10 protein-coding genes, 1 tRNA gene and 1 rRNA gene are annotated in these 14,319 nt (G+C 42.9%); 8 read left to right on the forward strand and 4 right to left on the reverse strand.

Features of this window, described 5'->3' with window-relative positions; translation table 11 throughout:
- Positions 1 to 69 precede the first annotated feature (69 nt).
- The 4 genes from ACYQ3L_RS26970 to ACYQ3L_RS26985 all read left to right on the forward strand — a co-directional run bounded on the left by ACYQ3L_RS26970 (position 70) and on the right by ACYQ3L_RS26985 (position 6,980).
- Positions 70 to 1,239 carry an efflux RND transporter periplasmic adaptor subunit gene (locus tag ACYQ3L_RS26970; protein ID WP_379995114.1) on the forward strand — a complete coding sequence of 390 codons (1,170 nt, stop codon included), beginning with the start codon at positions 70 to 72 and terminating at the stop codon, positions 1,237 to 1,239.
- Positions 1,239 to 4,397 carry an efflux RND transporter permease subunit gene (locus tag ACYQ3L_RS26975; protein WP_379995112.1) on the forward strand — a complete coding sequence of 1,053 codons (3,159 nt, stop codon included), beginning with the start codon at positions 1,239 to 1,241 and terminating at the stop codon, positions 4,395 to 4,397. Before ACYQ3L_RS26970 ends, ACYQ3L_RS26975 begins: the two co-directional genes overlap by 1 nt.
- Complete coding sequence (locus ACYQ3L_RS26980) at positions 4,390 to 5,766, forward strand: efflux transporter outer membrane subunit (RefSeq protein ID WP_379995110.1); 1,377 nt, start codon at positions 4,390 to 4,392, stop codon at positions 5,764 to 5,766. The genes ACYQ3L_RS26975 and ACYQ3L_RS26980 overlap by 8 nt, the downstream gene beginning before the upstream one ends.
- 407 nt (positions 5,767 to 6,173) lie before the next feature.
- Complete coding sequence (locus ACYQ3L_RS26985; RefSeq protein WP_379995108.1) at positions 6,174 to 6,980, forward strand: alpha/beta hydrolase; 807 nt, start codon at positions 6,174 to 6,176, stop codon at positions 6,978 to 6,980.
- A 62-nt stretch (positions 6,981 to 7,042) separates the two neighbouring features.
- Here ACYQ3L_RS26985 and ACYQ3L_RS26990 read toward each other — a convergent pair whose 3' ends face one another.
- The 3 genes from ACYQ3L_RS26990 to ACYQ3L_RS27000 form a co-directional block, all read right to left on the reverse strand.
- The gene (locus ACYQ3L_RS26990; protein WP_379995106.1) at positions 7,043 to 7,435 is read right to left on the reverse strand and encodes an HIT family protein; all 393 of its coding nucleotides are present in this window, start codon (positions 7,433 to 7,435) and stop codon (positions 7,043 to 7,045) included.
- 6 nt (positions 7,436 to 7,441) lie between these two features.
- A complete protein-coding gene (gene greA, locus ACYQ3L_RS26995) occupies positions 7,442 to 7,909 on the reverse strand; it encodes a transcription elongation factor GreA (protein ID WP_379995104.1) in 468 nt (155 codons plus the stop codon).
- A 168-nt stretch (positions 7,910 to 8,077) separates the two neighbouring features.
- Positions 8,078 to 9,253 (reverse strand): thioredoxin-like domain-containing protein, encoded by a 1,176-nt coding sequence (locus ACYQ3L_RS27000; protein ID WP_379995102.1) that lies wholly within the window; start codon positions 9,251 to 9,253, stop codon positions 8,078 to 8,080.
- Positions 9,254 to 9,535: 282 nt separating this feature from the next.
- Between ACYQ3L_RS27000 and ACYQ3L_RS27005 the strand changes: the two genes are divergently transcribed.
- From ACYQ3L_RS27005 to ACYQ3L_RS27020, 4 genes are all read left to right on the forward strand, one after another.
- Positions 9,536 to 9,832: a hypothetical protein gene (locus ACYQ3L_RS27005; protein WP_379995100.1), complete on the forward strand. Its 297-nt coding sequence runs from the start codon at positions 9,536 to 9,538 to the stop codon at positions 9,830 to 9,832.
- On the forward strand, positions 9,793 to 10,575 hold the full coding sequence (locus ACYQ3L_RS27010; RefSeq protein WP_379995098.1) for a hypothetical protein: 783 nt from the start codon (positions 9,793 to 9,795) through the stop codon (positions 10,573 to 10,575). The genes ACYQ3L_RS27005 and ACYQ3L_RS27010 overlap by 40 nt, the downstream gene beginning before the upstream one ends.
- Positions 10,576 to 10,967: 392 nt before the next feature.
- A 16S ribosomal RNA gene (locus ACYQ3L_RS27015) occupies positions 10,968 to 12,494 on the forward strand.
- A 202-nt stretch (positions 12,495 to 12,696) separates the two neighbouring features.
- Positions 12,697 to 12,773: transfer RNA gene (locus tag ACYQ3L_RS27020), tRNA-Ile, on the forward strand.
- A gap of 358 nt (positions 12,774 to 13,131) precedes the next feature.
- Here the strand turns inward: ACYQ3L_RS27020 and ACYQ3L_RS27025 are convergent.
- Positions 13,132 to 14,196 (reverse strand): hypothetical protein, encoded by a 1,065-nt coding sequence (locus ACYQ3L_RS27025; RefSeq protein WP_379997783.1) that lies wholly within the window; start codon positions 14,194 to 14,196, stop codon positions 13,132 to 13,134.
- Positions 14,197 to 14,319 lie beyond the last annotated feature (123 nt).

The following is a 14,319-nucleotide window of genomic DNA, read 5'->3' on the forward strand; positions in this document are numbered from 1 at the left end:
TTGTGTCTTATAAATGATGAAAGACAAAAATAGCATGCTATTAAGTCGGTATGCTGCAACATATTATATATGAACAACATTAGACGTACTTTAACTGTAACTTTACTTTGCACTGTATTGTTGAGTGCATGTAAGAAGGCTTCAGTCGAATCCCCGATTGTTGAAGTAGAACCCGTAGCAACGGACAATATCGAAATTTATGGAGAATATGTAGGTTTGATCAGGGCTTCCCGTAATGTAGAGATACACGCCCGGGTAGAAGGTTTCCTCGAAAAGATGACTTTCAGTGAAGGCAAGGAAGTGAAGGCTAACGAACCGCTGTTTTATATAAACGATAAAACTTATAAGGCAAGGGTAGAAAAGGCAAAAGCGCAACTGAAAAGGGATGAGGCCAAGGAACTGAAAGCAGAGAGCGACCTCAGGCGTATAGAACCGTTATATAATCAGAATGCCGCCAGCCGGCTCGATCTGGATAATGCAGTAGCAGCATTGAATATGGCCAGGGCCGATGTTGCGATGAGCAAGGCTGATTTGGAGCAGGCCGAACTACAGCTTAGCTATACTGTGGTTCGTTCTCCATTGTCAGGCTATATAAGTGAACGCTATGTGGATATAGGGACGCTGGTAGGCAATTCGAAGTCTTTACTGGCAACCGTTGTTAAGCGCGATACGGTACTTGTCGACTTTAAGCTTACATCACTCGATTACCTGCGTAGCCAGAGACGGAACGTGCATCTCGGAGAACTCGACACTACCCGCTCATGGCAGCCCACTGTTGTAGTAACACTGGCAGATAATTCGGTCTATAATGAGAAAGGTATTGTCGACTTCGCATCACCGCAAGTGGACCCGAAAACCGGTACATTCGGTGTGCGTGCCGAATTGCCGAATCCTAACCAGGTACTTCTTCCCGGACAATTTACACGGGTCAAACTATTACTCGATGTCTTGGAAAATGTAGTCGTTGTTCCCCGGAAAGCGATTCTGATAGAAAAGGGCGGCGCCTTTATATATGTTGTCTTCCCTAATAACATAGTGGAAAAGCGTTATATAGAAACCGGCCCTGAACAGGACAACAAGATTGTTGTTACCCGTGGGCTTTCGGTAGGGGAAAATATTGTGATTGAAGGATATCAGAAACTGGCACAGGGACAGAAAGTGATTCCCCGCACAAAAGATGAAGAGCAAAAAATAATGGATCAGGAAAAAAATAAAGAAACAAAGAAGGAGGATAAATAATGAAGCCCGGATTTTTTATAGAAAGGCCTGTTTTATCTACCGTACTTTCTTTATTGATAGTTATAACCGGTATTATAGGTTTGGTATTATTGCCTATAGAGCAATATCCGCAGATAACGCCTCCGGTGGTAAAGATCGGCGCATCTTATCCCGGGGCGAACGCCACAACTGTGTCGCAGGCTGTGGCAACCCCGATAGAACAGGAATTGAACGGTACTCCGGGTATGATTTACATGGAGTCGGGCAGTTCCAATTCCGGGGGATTGTCTATAACTGTAACATTCGATGTAAATACAAATGCAGACCTTGCGGCGGTTGAGATACAAAACAGGGTAAAGCTCGCCGAGAGCCGCTTGCCTGCCGAGGTGTTACAAAGTGGCATCACAGTAGAAAAGCAGGCGCCGGGGCAGTTATTGACCATTGCCCTGACTTCGGATGATCCCAAATATGATGAGATATACCTGAGTAATTATGCCACTATAAATATACTCGATGTAATCAGGCGTATTCCCGGAGTAGGGCGTGTATCCAATGTCGGTAGCCGTTATTACGGTATGCAGATCTGGGTATATCCCGATCGGCTGGCTAGTTTCGGCTTGACGATAAAAGATCTGCAGGATGCATTGAAAGACCAGAACAGAGAGTCGGCGGCAGGAGAATTGGGTAAGCAGCCCATTGTGAATGTCGATGTGGCGATGCCTATTACAGCACAAGGGCGTTTGTCTACGGTCAGCCAGTTCGAGGATATTGTAGTGAGGGCCAACAATGACGGATCGTTTATCCGTATGCGTGATGTAGCAAGGGTTTCTCTAGAAGCGTCATCTTATAGTACCGAAAGCGGACTGAACGGGAAATATGCCACGATGCTTAGCATATATATGCTTCCGGGCGCCAACGCCATGGAAGTGGCCGAAGAGGTGAAAGAAGCTATGGTACAGATAAAACAAGATTTCCCCGAAGGGCTTGATTATCTGATTCCTTTCGATATGACGGAGTATATCGGGGAGTCCATCCATGAAGTGTATAAAACGTTATTTGAGGCTTTGGCGCTTGTTATTATAGTTGTATTCCTTTCGTTACAAAACTGGCGTGCCTCTATCATTCCTATTGTCGCGGTTCCGATATCCCTGATAGGTACCTTCGGTTTTATGCTGGCGATGGGTTTCTCCCTGAATATGTTGACCCTGTTAGGGTTGGTGCTGTCTATCGGTATTGTTGTCGATGATGCGATTGTGGTTGTGGAGAATGTGGAGCGGATTATGGCAGAAAAGAAGATCGGGGCGAGGGAAGCAACACATCTGGCTATGAATCAGCTGGCCGGAGCGCTGATCGCTACGTCTCTGGTATTGGCCGCCGTATTTGTACCTGTTAGTTTTCTCGATGGTATTACAGGTTCGCTTTACAGGCAGTTTTCGGTGACGATAGTCGTTTCCGTGTTGATATCGGCAGTGGTTGCACTAACATTAAGTCCTGCCATGTGTGCCTTGATCCTGCGTCCCGAGGAGGAAGGTAAAAAGAAGAATGTTGTTTTCCGTAAGATAAATAACTGGTTAGCTACCGGAAATAGTAAATACGCGAATATACTGATGAAGGTTATCAGTAATCCCCGCCGTGTTTTAGTGGGCTTCGGGATGGTTATGGTTTTTATATTTGTGTTGAATAAGGTTGTTCCTACCAGTTTTATACCGCAGGAAGATCAGGGTTATTTTACAGTAGAACTTGAAATGCCTGAAGGAACTACTTTGGAGCGTATGCGCACTGTAACGGACAGGGCTATCGGATATGTAGACTCTCTCGACGATGTCGAGTATGTGCAGAATGTGACAGGCTCCAGTCCCCGGGTAGGTACAAATCAAGGGCGCACTACGCTTACTGTGATACTGAAATCGTGGAAGGAAAGGAAAAAAGGTGTAGATGAAGTAATGCGCGATGTACAGAAAGAATTTTATAATTATCCGGAGATCAGGTCGTTTGTCTCCCGTCCGCCTGTTATCCCGGGGTTAGGGTCAGCCGGGGGGGTGGAAATGAAACTACAGGCAAGGTCGGACGCACAATGGGACGATCTGATAGCGGCTACGGATACATTCATGTATTATGCGGAGAAATCGAAGTTGATATCGAATGTGTCATCCTCCTTGCAATCTGAAATCCCGCAGTTGTATTTTGATGTGGACAGGGATCAGGCCATGCTGCTGGGGGTGCCTATGTCGGACATATTCTCTACAATGAAGGCCTATCTGGGTTCGGTGTATGTGAATGACTTCAATATGTTTAACCGTATATATAAAGTTTATATACAGGCCGACCAATCATACAGGGCCACAGCTAACGATATAAATCTGTTCTTCGTCAAGACTAAAACGGGCGATATGGTTCCTCTTACGGCCTTAGGAAAAACAAGCTACACCACCGGGCCGGGTAATATCACACGATTCAATATGTACACATCTGCCTCTATGCAGGTGACTCCCTCCGCCGGGCACAGTTCGGGACAGGTAATGAATGAAATACAGCGCATAGCCAAAGACCGTTTGCCCGACAACATAGCTGTGGCATGGAGCGGGTTGTCATTTCAGGAACAAAAGGCCAGCGGCCAGACGGGAGTTGTGCTGGGACTTGTATTTCTTTTCGTATTCCTTTTCCTTGCCGCTTTGTACGAAAGCTGGACGGTACCTATTTCAGTTTTGCTGTCATTACCTATTGCGGCATTGGGCGCATTCTTGGGTATATGGGTTTTAGGGCTTGACAATGATATTTATTTTCAGATAGGTCTGGTTGCCCTTATCGGCCTTGCCGCGAAAAATGCCATATTGATAGTTGAATTTGCGAAAGAACAGGTGGATGCGGGCATGCAACCCATATTTGCGGCTATGCAGGCGGCAAAACTGCGCTTTCGTCCTATTCTGATGACATCGCTGGCTTTTGTGCTGGGTATGCTGCCTATGGTGATAGCTTCAGGTCCGGGGTCTGCAAGCAGGCATTCAATTGGTACGGGCGTATTTTTCGGTATGATTGTAGCCATCACCTTTGGTATAATTCTGGTACCGTTTTTCTTTGTGTTAGTCTATAAATTTAAGGAAAAACTAAGAATACCCGAATTGAAATTTCCTAAGTTCTTGAAAATTAAAAAGCTGATAAAAAGGAATGAAAATGAGTAAACTCAAATATATATTGATCATATCTGCAATCGTTTTATCGTCGTGTAAGATAGGACAAAAATATGAGCAGCCACGGATGGATGTGCCCCGGGCTTTCGAAACCGGGAGTATGGCTACCGGTGATGCATCCGATATCGGCTGGAGTACATTATATTCCGATACCGTTTTGCAGGGATTGATCACCAGGGCCCTAGGCCACAATAAAGATATGCTTGTTGCCGTGGCCCGTATAAAGGAGATGGCTGCCAATAAGCGTATATCTTTTGCTGACTTATTTCCCGGGATAGGGGGAGAACTTGCCGGGCAGAAAGAATATTTGAATTATGGAGGCGATAATAGTAAATATACGCCCGAACTGCGGGCAAACCTGAACGTATCGTGGGAGCTGGATGTCTGGGGCAAATTCCGCTGGGCAAATGATGCGGGCGTGGCCGCTTATATGCAGACTGTAGAGGCGCAAAAAGCCCTGCACCTGACCATTGTGGCACAGGTAGCCCAATCTTATTTCGAACTGAAAGCGCTTGACCGTGAATTGGAAATCGTAAAACAAACACTGGAAGCCCGGCGGGAGGGAGTGCGTTTTGCCAAATTGCGGTATGAGGGAGGTCTGACATCAGAGATTCCATACCGGCAAAGTCTGGTGGAACTCGCACGTACCGAAACCCTGATCCCTAATCTGGAAAATGAAATAAAGCTGAAAGAGAATGATTTGTTTGTCCTGGTCGGAGAATTTCCATCAGGTACTATATCGAGGGTAGGCGATGATATAAATCACCAGTTAATTCCTCAGAGCTTGCCTGTGGATATGCCTTCATCCCTCCTGAAGCGGCGTCCGGATATGATACAGGCAGAGCAAAAACTAATAGAGGCGAATGCCCGTGTAGGTATTGCCTATACGGAGATGTTTCCGTCCCTGAGCCTGACAGGGCGCTTGGGAGGAGAGAATGACGAACTGTCCGATTTCCTGAAAAGCCCTACCTGGTTTATTTCGGGGGTTCTTACAGGGCCGATATTCAATATGGGGAAGAACAAGGCCCGGCATAGTGCGGCAAAAGCCGCTTACGAACAAGAGGTATATACTTACGAGAAGTCTGTTCTTGAAGCATTTAAGGAAGTGAATAATTCCATTGTGACTTTTAATAAGATGAAAGAAGTATATCGTTCACAGGAAGCTCTTTACAATTCGGCCAAATCGTACCACGAACTGGCTAAATTGCAGTATGTAAACGGCGTTATCAGCTATATTGACCTGCTGGATGCCCAACGTCAGTTCTTTGATGCCGAGATAGCCCTTAATACGGCTATCCTGAATGAATTGTCCTCAATGGTAGTTTTATATAAAGCATTGGGCGGGGGAGTGGTCAAATAAGTTTTGGTAACAGGTTTATTTTATAAGGTTGAATGTTTATAAAATATCTCAAAGTTTATCTATACAGATACAAATCATTTACTTATTTGTTTTGTCCGGATAAGTTCTTTGATATTTTGGGAGATGGAAACGAAAGAAAAGGTAACAATATTAGAATTGGGTAAAAACTGTTACATCTGTTACTTTTTGGGGAAGTTACGAGTATACAAGACACGAGATACAAGTTGTTGACTGATGGCTGCTAACTGTTGACTGTAAAATGTGTAACCTTTGTTACCTTTTGGGGAAGTTACGAGTATACAAGATACGAGATACGAGTTGTTGACTGATGACTGCTAACTGATGACTGTAAATAATGTTACCTTTGTTACTACAAATTTCTGATCTTAAATTAATATATTGACTATATGAAAAAAAGTTTGATTGTGATTTTCCTTTTCTGTGCTTTGGCGATAACCGCACAGAATACATATGAACTGAAAAAGGATGTACCTTATACCGGTGCTGCCGAGACGGATGCATACCGTAAGGAGCGTTGTAAACTGGATATATACTATCCTGTGGATAAGAAAGATTTTCCTGTGGTGGTCTGGTTTCATGGCGGGGGCCTTGAAGGCGGGGAAAAGCATATCCCGAACGAACTGAAGGAAAAAGGTATAGCGGTAGTGGCAGTCAATTACCGCCTTAGCCCGAAAGCAACAAATCCGGCGTATATAGAGGATGCTGCCGCTTCTGTTGCGTGGGTTTTCCAAAACATTGCTTCGTATGGCGGTAGTGTAAATGATATTTATGTGTCGGGACATTCTGCCGGGGGGTATCTGACTCTTATGGTGGGACTGGATAAGAGTTATCTTGAAAAATATGGAATTGATGCGGATAAGATAAAGGGGCTGGTGCCTATCAGCGGTCAGACTAATACGCATTATACCATAAGGAAAGAACAGGGAATACCTCAAAATCTTCCTGTCGTTGATGCTTATGCACCATTGAATCAGGCACGGGCAGGTATCCCTCCTGTTTTATTAATTTCGGGAGACCGTAATCTGGAGATGACAGCACGCTATGAGGAGAATCTGCATCTGGAAGCTATCCTAAAGTCGTTTGGGAACAAGGATGTGACCATGTACGAAGTTCAGGGCTTCGATCATGGGGGAGTAGGGGGCCCCGGCTGTTTGCTTTTGCTCGATTGGATCAAGAAATACAGTAAGAAATAAGACATAACAAAGAGGGCAGAAACCTCGTGATTCCTGCCCTTCCTGTTTTGAAATAAATCTTATCAGATATTTTCTCTAATCGTCCGGGCAATCTCTTCAAACTCGGCTTGCTCCAGCTTTACTCTGGGATTGGATAGCAGCATGTCCGACTCCTTGTTTATCGGAATCAGGTGTATATGTGCGTGAGGGACTTCCAGTCCTACTACCATAACTCCAACCCGTTGGCATGAAACAGCCTTTTCGATGGCTCCGGCGACTTTCTTGGCAAAGATGTTTATCTCGCCTATGGTCGCATCGTCCAGATCGAATACATAGTCCACTTCCTGTTTAGGAATGATTAGAGTGTGACCTTTAGCCATGGGATTTATATCAAGGAAGGCAAAGAATTTGTCATTCTCTGCCACCTTGTAAGAAGGTATCTCACCGGCTGCTATTCTGCTAAAGATACTAGCCATCCGTTGTTAGATAGAGATGTTTACGATTTCGAAACTCATCATTCCCGAAGGAACTTTTATTTCGGCAATATCTCCCACCTTTTTACCCATAAGGCCTTGCGCAACAGGAGTGCTTACGGCAATCTTATGCTCTTTCAGGTTGGCCTCGCTTTCAGCTACAAGGGTGTATGTCATTTGCTGGTTGTTCTTCGTATTGCGTATGGTTACCTTGTTTAGTATCTGTACTACGTCGATTCCTATCGCGTCTTCGTTTATTATACGGGCGTTTGCCAACAGATTCTTCATCTGCGCTATTTTTGCTTCCAGCAAACCCTGGGCCTCTTTGGCGGCATCGTATTCGGCGTTTTCCGACAGGTCGCCTTTATCACGGGCTTCAGCTATTTGTTTCGAGATAGCCGGCCTCTCGCTCTCCAGAGCGTTAATTTCTTCTTTCAACTTTTTGTAACCGTCTTCGGTCATGTAAGTGATAGCCATGGTAATTAAAGTTAAATTAGTTAGTGACTATTATTCCTTTTGATTTTTAAAGCGACAAAAAGAAAAAGAATCCTTGCCGTATAGGCCAGAACTCCTTTTCCTTTTTTCAATCTATTGTAAGCAAAGATAAGGTATAATTTTTATACCGTCAAAATATTTAGCAAACTTTTATAATAATTTTTGAACTTCAGAAGACAAATCATCCGTGGATAATACCCTTTTTACGATCTCGCCTTTTTTGTTGATAATGAAAGTAGTGGGGAATCCTTGTACATTGTATTTGGTCAGTAGGTCGGATGCCAATGATTTGTCCTCTCTTACGCAAACCCAGGGCAGATTTACTGCGCTGTTTTGCCATGCATGCAGATCGGTGTCGAATGAAACCTGATATACCTCGACATTCCCTTTGTGCTTTTCATAAGCTTTATTGATCAGAATATTGTGAGCCGGTGAAAAGTCTGTTTGGTATGCTGTGAAATCCAGTATAACGACTTTTCCTCTCAATGAAGACATGCTTATCTTCTTATTGTGCATATCCGGTAAAGTGATGTCATAATAAGTACTATGGTCCGTAACTTCCGATGCTGCTATTCTGTTTATAGCTTCTTCCTGGCTTGCCGCTTTGCGGATTTCGGACAGAGCGGATAAGGTGAAGTTTTTTAGATTAGCGGTGCGGGGAGATGCCGGATATTGTGTGTCCCATACTGTAGCGACAGCTTGGAATGCAGCGATATCTTTTTTGTTGTACGGGTCGAAAATCAAATAATTATCTACCTTTTGGAAAAGCGCAAAATATGCGGCTAAACTTTTATAATCGGAATATATGAGGTCTTTTGCTTTGGTTTTATACTCATTCACTCCATTTTGCACAGCTGCGATATATTCATCCTGTGATATCTCTTTGCTCTCAAATTTCTTTTTCAATTCGGAAAAAGTCTGGCTTAACTTGTTTTGAGCTAAAACAATATCTTTAATTTTAGCCGAACTATTAGAGCCTTCAACTGTGTAATCCATAGCGAAAGTTTCTTTAGGAGCATTCACTGTAATGGTTTCTATGGAATCTACAGCTAAATTGACTGTTTGCCCGTTTAGCTTTAGTAAATAGAATTCAGGATAGCCAACATTTACCTCTGTGAATTTAAAGTTTCCGTCTTTATCTAATTTTACAGAATCGATTATAGTTGTTTCGGTAAGAGACCTTTTCTCCAGATAGAGTATAGTTGTATCGGCATTACTTATTTTCCCCTCGATAGTAAATTGGGGCTTCTTGTCTTTGCAGGATGCAAGTAGTACTAATGAAGCAATAGCCAGAATTGTGATTTTAGATAAAAGAGACGTTTTCATGTATGATGTTATATTATAAAGTAAATCAAAGTATATATTTGGTGTATTTTTTAGCTATTACATGTGATCGAAATAAAAAAACTTTATCTATAATGTTTTAGAGCAGCAAAGATATTAATTATAATCAAATCTATTTATCTTGTATTTTATAAAATTATATTTTTTCTGACAGGTGATAATAATTACATTGATTTTATCGTATAATAATTAAAGTCATTTTGATTTTTTGTCAGTTTACGCTATATTTATTATCGTATTAATCAACTGAAAATATCTGTTACTATGCATAAAATAACAATTTTCTTAATATTTTTCATTTATAGTATATGTTTGGTTTATTCTCAGGATTCTGTCAAGGTGGAAAGACTGGATATTATATATCTGAAAAATGGTAAAACGATAAAAGGAAAACTGGTTAAGCGGCAATTCGGAACTATAAGTGTAAAAATCACAGATAGTATTTCGCAGAAAGAGAATATAGTAATATATCAACAGGGGGATATAAAAAAAATAGAGGAAGGACATTTTAGCGGAACTGAATGGGGGAGTTATCGAAAACCGATCCGCAAAAATATATAGAGGGCAGTCCTAATTCAAAGAAAAAGGGGCAACCGCAACCGGTGGCCGGAGGTGCTGTAGGCATGCCTTCAAATCCTACACAAAGTTTGACCCCGGAGCAATCACCGCATGAGGATATTCTGAGGCAAGTTCAACAGCCGGGAGGTAATTTACCGATGCCTGTGATGGTTGATCAGCCTGTTATGATCGATGGGACCAGGGCTGCAAGCCCGGATGAGTATTTTGATCCCTTTGCTGTTCCAAGGCCTAAGCGGCGGGAAAAGATATGGAATCGCGAAATAAAAGGATTCCGGGTTTTTCTTGATTATGCTTATATACATGGCATCGGCCAGATAAAGAACTATCGCTTCGAATACGGTACATCTATGGGATATCAGTTTAATCCGATTTTTTATGTGGGAGTGGGAACCAGTTATGCAATGACTCTGAACAAGAAGGATTCATCCCTCCCTGTCTTTATCAATCCCCGAATTAATTTTCTTGATGAGAACACAACTCCTTTTTGGGATGTAAAAGTCGGATATTCAGTCGCTATGGGTAAAGGCTTTTATTTCAGCACGTCGCTGGGAATGAGTATGGCGAAGAAAGGGAAGAGCGCCTGGAATATTGGGTTGGTTTATTCTTACCAAAATGCAAAATACTATGAATGGTCAGAGACTGAGCCAAGGGAAAGAGTTGGCGTTAAACCAACATATCATGGGCTGGCACTGAAACTTACTTATGAGTTTGGTATAGGACGATGACGATTTGGTGCTTTTGGACGATTATATTTATCCGGTTTAATAACATGTTGTTGATTAATGTAATAGTTATCTTGGTTAGTGATTATGTAAAAAAATAATTAAAAAAAGGTTGTTTAATATTTGGAGAGTAAAGAATTGTTTTCTACTTTTGCACCCGCTTTACCACTAAAAGGCTCTTCGGCAGCGGGGAGTTTATGGGAGTAGAGAAAGCGATCTTTGAGATTATGAAATAACAACATTATAGAGTGTAGTACACAGTCTGAACCCTGGTTAAGTTTGGGGTTTGGATAAAAAGCTAGAGATAGTAAAAAAAGGTGCTACCGTCAATTACTATTACCCAATAGTAAAATAAAAACGCTTGAACAGGATCAAAAGGTTAAAAAAAAGAATATACAAAGAAGAGTTTGATCCTGGCTCAGGATGAACGCTAGCGATAGGCCTAACACATGCAAGTCGAGGGGCAGCATAGGGTAGCAATACTTTGATGGCGACCGGCGCACGGGTGAGTAACGCGTATGCAACCTACCTATAACAGGGGGATAACCCGGAGAAATTCGGACTAATACCGCATAAAACAGGGGCTCCGCATGGAGATATTTGTTAAAGATTTATCGGTTATAGATGGGCATGCGTTCCATTAGCCAGTTGGTGAGGTAACGGCTCACCAAAGCAACGATGGATAGGGGAACTGAGAGGTTTGTCCCCCACACTGGAACTGAGACACGGACCAGACTCCTACGGGAGGCAGCAGTGAGGAATATTGGTCAATGGGCGAGAGCCTGAACCAGCCAAATCGCGTGAAGGAAGACTGCCTTATGGGTTGTAAACTTCTTTTGTACAGGAATAAAAAGGGGGACGCGTCCCTTATTGCATGTACTGTACGAATAAGCATCGGCTAACTCCGTGCCAGCAGCCGCGGTAATACGGAGGATGCGAGCGTTATCCGGATTTATTGGGTTTAAAGGGTGCGCAGGCGGGCTTTTAAGTCAGCGGTGAAATCTCGGGGCTTAACTCCGAAACTGCCGTTGAAACTGGGAGTCTTGAGTATGGATGAAGTAGGCGGAATTCGTTGTGTAGCGGTGACATGCTTAGATATAACGAGGAACTCCGATTGCGTAGGCAGCTTACTAAGCCATAACTGACGCTCAAGCACGAAAGCGTGGGGATCAAACAGGATTAGATACCCTGGTAGTCCACGCCGTAAACGATGATTACTAGTTGTATGCGATATACCGTATGTGACTAAGCGAAAGCGATAAGTAATCCACCTGGGGAGTACGCCGGCAACGGTGAAACTCAAAGGAATTGACGGGGGCCCGCACAAGCGGAGGAACATGTGGTTTAATTCGATGATACGCGAGGAACCTTACCCGGGCTTGAAATGTACATGAATTACGTTGAAAGATGTAAGCCAGCAATGGCATGTATGTAGGTGCTGCATGGTTGTCGTCAGCTCGTGCCGTGAGGTGTCGGCTTAAGTGCCATAACGAGCGCAACCCACATTGTTAGTTACTAACAGGTCAGGCTGAGGACTCTAACAAGACTGCCGTCGTAAGATGCGAGGAAGGTGTGGATGACGTCAAATCAGCACGGCCCTTACGTCCGGGGCGACACACGTGTTACAATGGGTGGTACAAAGGGCAGCTACTTGGTGACAAGATGCTAATCTCCAAAGCCACTCCCAGTTCGGATCGGAGTCTGCAACTCGACTCCGTGAAGCTGGATTCGCTAGTAATCGCGCATCAGCCATGGCGCGGTGAATACGTTCCCGGGCCTTGTACACACCGCCCGTCAAGCCATGGAAGCTGGGGGTATCTGAAGTGCGTAACCGCAAGGAGCGTCCTAGGGTAAAACCGGTGACTGGGGCTAAGTCGTAACAAGGTAGCCGTACCGGAAGGTGCGGCTGGAACACCTCCTTTCTGGAGATGCTGTTCGAGCAAGGTAGTCCTTTTTAAGAAAGGTACTGCACTCTTAAATGATGTTGTTGTTTTAACATATACTCAGTTTACAGGAGTAGGTACAGGTTTACCAGTTGAAATATACTGTTTACTGTTTACTGCTAACTGTTAACTGACCAAGAGAAACCAAGAAGCTGGCAATCAGTTTCAGGCGAGAACAGCCAGTCCTATAGCTCAGTTGGTTAGAGCGCTACACTGATAATGTAGAGGTCGGCAGTTCAACTCTGCCTGGGACTACCAAGCACAATAACACAATAAGAATTTGAGATAAGAATCCTAAAATTTAAGCAGGATCTTCAATGCAAAACACATGATCTACTACATGGTAGGATTAAAATAAAGAACTTCATACATGCTTTTGTTATGCTATATTGTAAGTTAGAAGAGAACAATAGATAATAAGAGCAAAAAATCCCAATAAGATTAAGTATTAGACCAGGGAAGGGAAGGCGAAAGGACACTTTGCATCTGATGTTTATCCTGTAGACAATCAATGTATACAGGTTTGAATGTATCGCACAGTTGACAAAGAGCAAACTATTCCCTCTATAATAGATTTGAAATCAATAAATGTTAGAGTAAAAGAAATGATAACTGCTTATTTTTCTTTCTTTATCCTATTTATGAAGTCTTCAGGAGACTCAGGTGTAATGCCAAATATATACCGGTTCCCGTTTTTAAAAAGCTCCTTCATTTCGAAATTTTCAAATGAAATTCCTCCCGGAATAGGTGATTTACTTGCCCAGTATGTATAGCGGCCATTGACAATTCCTTGTGTTTCTTTGCTTGGATTTGTGCTTATCCAATATTGTGTAGCCACATTTCCGGTGTATTTCCAATGTTGATGCGTACCTTCAGCATAAACGGCTGTAGATGGGTCTTTCTCGTTTGGAGCTGCTATAAAGTAAGCAAAACCTTTAGGGTCTTGTATCATGTCTTTTAAGGAGAAGAAGGCATGTGGAGTAAATGCATCATTTGTGTAATAAGGCCATATGTCGGCAGAATTCTTTTCATAGCTGTCGAGATACAGTGTCCGCAGGCGAGCCTTGTTTCCCATAGTGGCGGTCAGAATAAAGTTATTCAGCTCGGTTGAGTTCTCGTATGTATAGCTTGTCAGTTCAAATTCATATGGACGATTCTCAAAGAAACGCAACCGAACATATACTTTTGCCCCATTGTCGAATGGCTCCGAAAAAATATAGACGCTTAATGTCTCTATGCCATTCTTGTTTTCAATGATTCCTCTCACCGGAAATATTTCGTTGCTGTTGGAGGTTTGATCTGCATTATCAGAACTCCAGAAACGTTTGCCCCTGATGCCGGGATCCCAGCTACTCATTTCCAGTTCCGAGAGCCCTCGTTGTTCTTGACCCGCAGGTACAGGTTCCATTGCTATGAAGTTTGTGACTATATGCCGTTCATGATTTAAATAGGGAGTGAAAATCCGAATTAGTCCTCTGGGCATAATGTCTAGTTGGGGAATCGCGACAGAGATCCCTTTTGTATGTCCCCATATTGCCATTGCCGGCTTTCCCTGTGTTGGCTGTATCCATACTTTACTTGTATCGGGTGTCACCAGATTTTCAAATTTCAGTTTTTCATGCTGTGCTTTTGATAATAATGTAAATAGGCAGAATAGAGCAATGGAAATAATATTCTTCATGGTTCTTCTATTTTAATAAAACGATTAACTACAACAAATGTATAAATTAATTAGAAATAAATATTGAAGAGAATGCTATATTTTCATCGCTGGCAATGCATGATCCTGAATTAAAGTGATTCT

The organism is Dysgonomonas termitidis (genome assembly GCF_054657735.1).

What these genes read in the sequence shown, in the direction of transcription:
- ACYQ3L_RS26970 (WP_379995114.1), top strand. Translation starts at nt 70, where the DNA reads ATGAACAACATTAGACGTACTTTAACTGTAACTTTACTTTGCACTGTA.
- ACYQ3L_RS26975 (WP_379995112.1), top strand. Translation starts at nt 1,239, where the DNA reads ATGAAGCCCGGATTTTTTATAGAAAGGCCTGTTTTATCTACCGTACTT.
- ACYQ3L_RS26980 (WP_379995110.1), top strand. Translation starts at nt 4,390, where the DNA reads ATGAGTAAACTCAAATATATATTGATCATATCTGCAATCGTTTTATCG.
- ACYQ3L_RS26985 (WP_379995108.1), top strand. Translation starts at nt 6,174, where the DNA reads ATGAAAAAAAGTTTGATTGTGATTTTCCTTTTCTGTGCTTTGGCGATA.
- ACYQ3L_RS26990 (WP_379995106.1), bottom strand. Translation starts at nt 7,435, where the DNA reads ATGGCTAGTATCTTTAGCAGAATAGCAGCCGGTGAGATACCTTCTTAC.
- greA (WP_379995104.1), bottom strand. Translation starts at nt 7,909, where the DNA reads ATGGCTATCACTTACATGACCGAAGACGGTTACAAAAAGTTGAAAGAA.
- ACYQ3L_RS27000 (WP_379995102.1), bottom strand. Translation starts at nt 9,253, where the DNA reads ATGAAAACGTCTCTTTTATCTAAAATCACAATTCTGGCTATTGCTTCA.
- ACYQ3L_RS27005 (WP_379995100.1), top strand. Translation starts at nt 9,536, where the DNA reads ATGCATAAAATAACAATTTTCTTAATATTTTTCATTTATAGTATATGT.
- ACYQ3L_RS27010 (WP_379995098.1), top strand. Translation starts at nt 9,793, where the DNA reads ATGGGGGAGTTATCGAAAACCGATCCGCAAAAATATATAGAGGGCAGT.
- ACYQ3L_RS27025 (WP_379997783.1), bottom strand. Translation starts at nt 14,196, where the DNA reads ATGAAGAATATTATTTCCATTGCTCTATTCTGCCTATTTACATTATTA.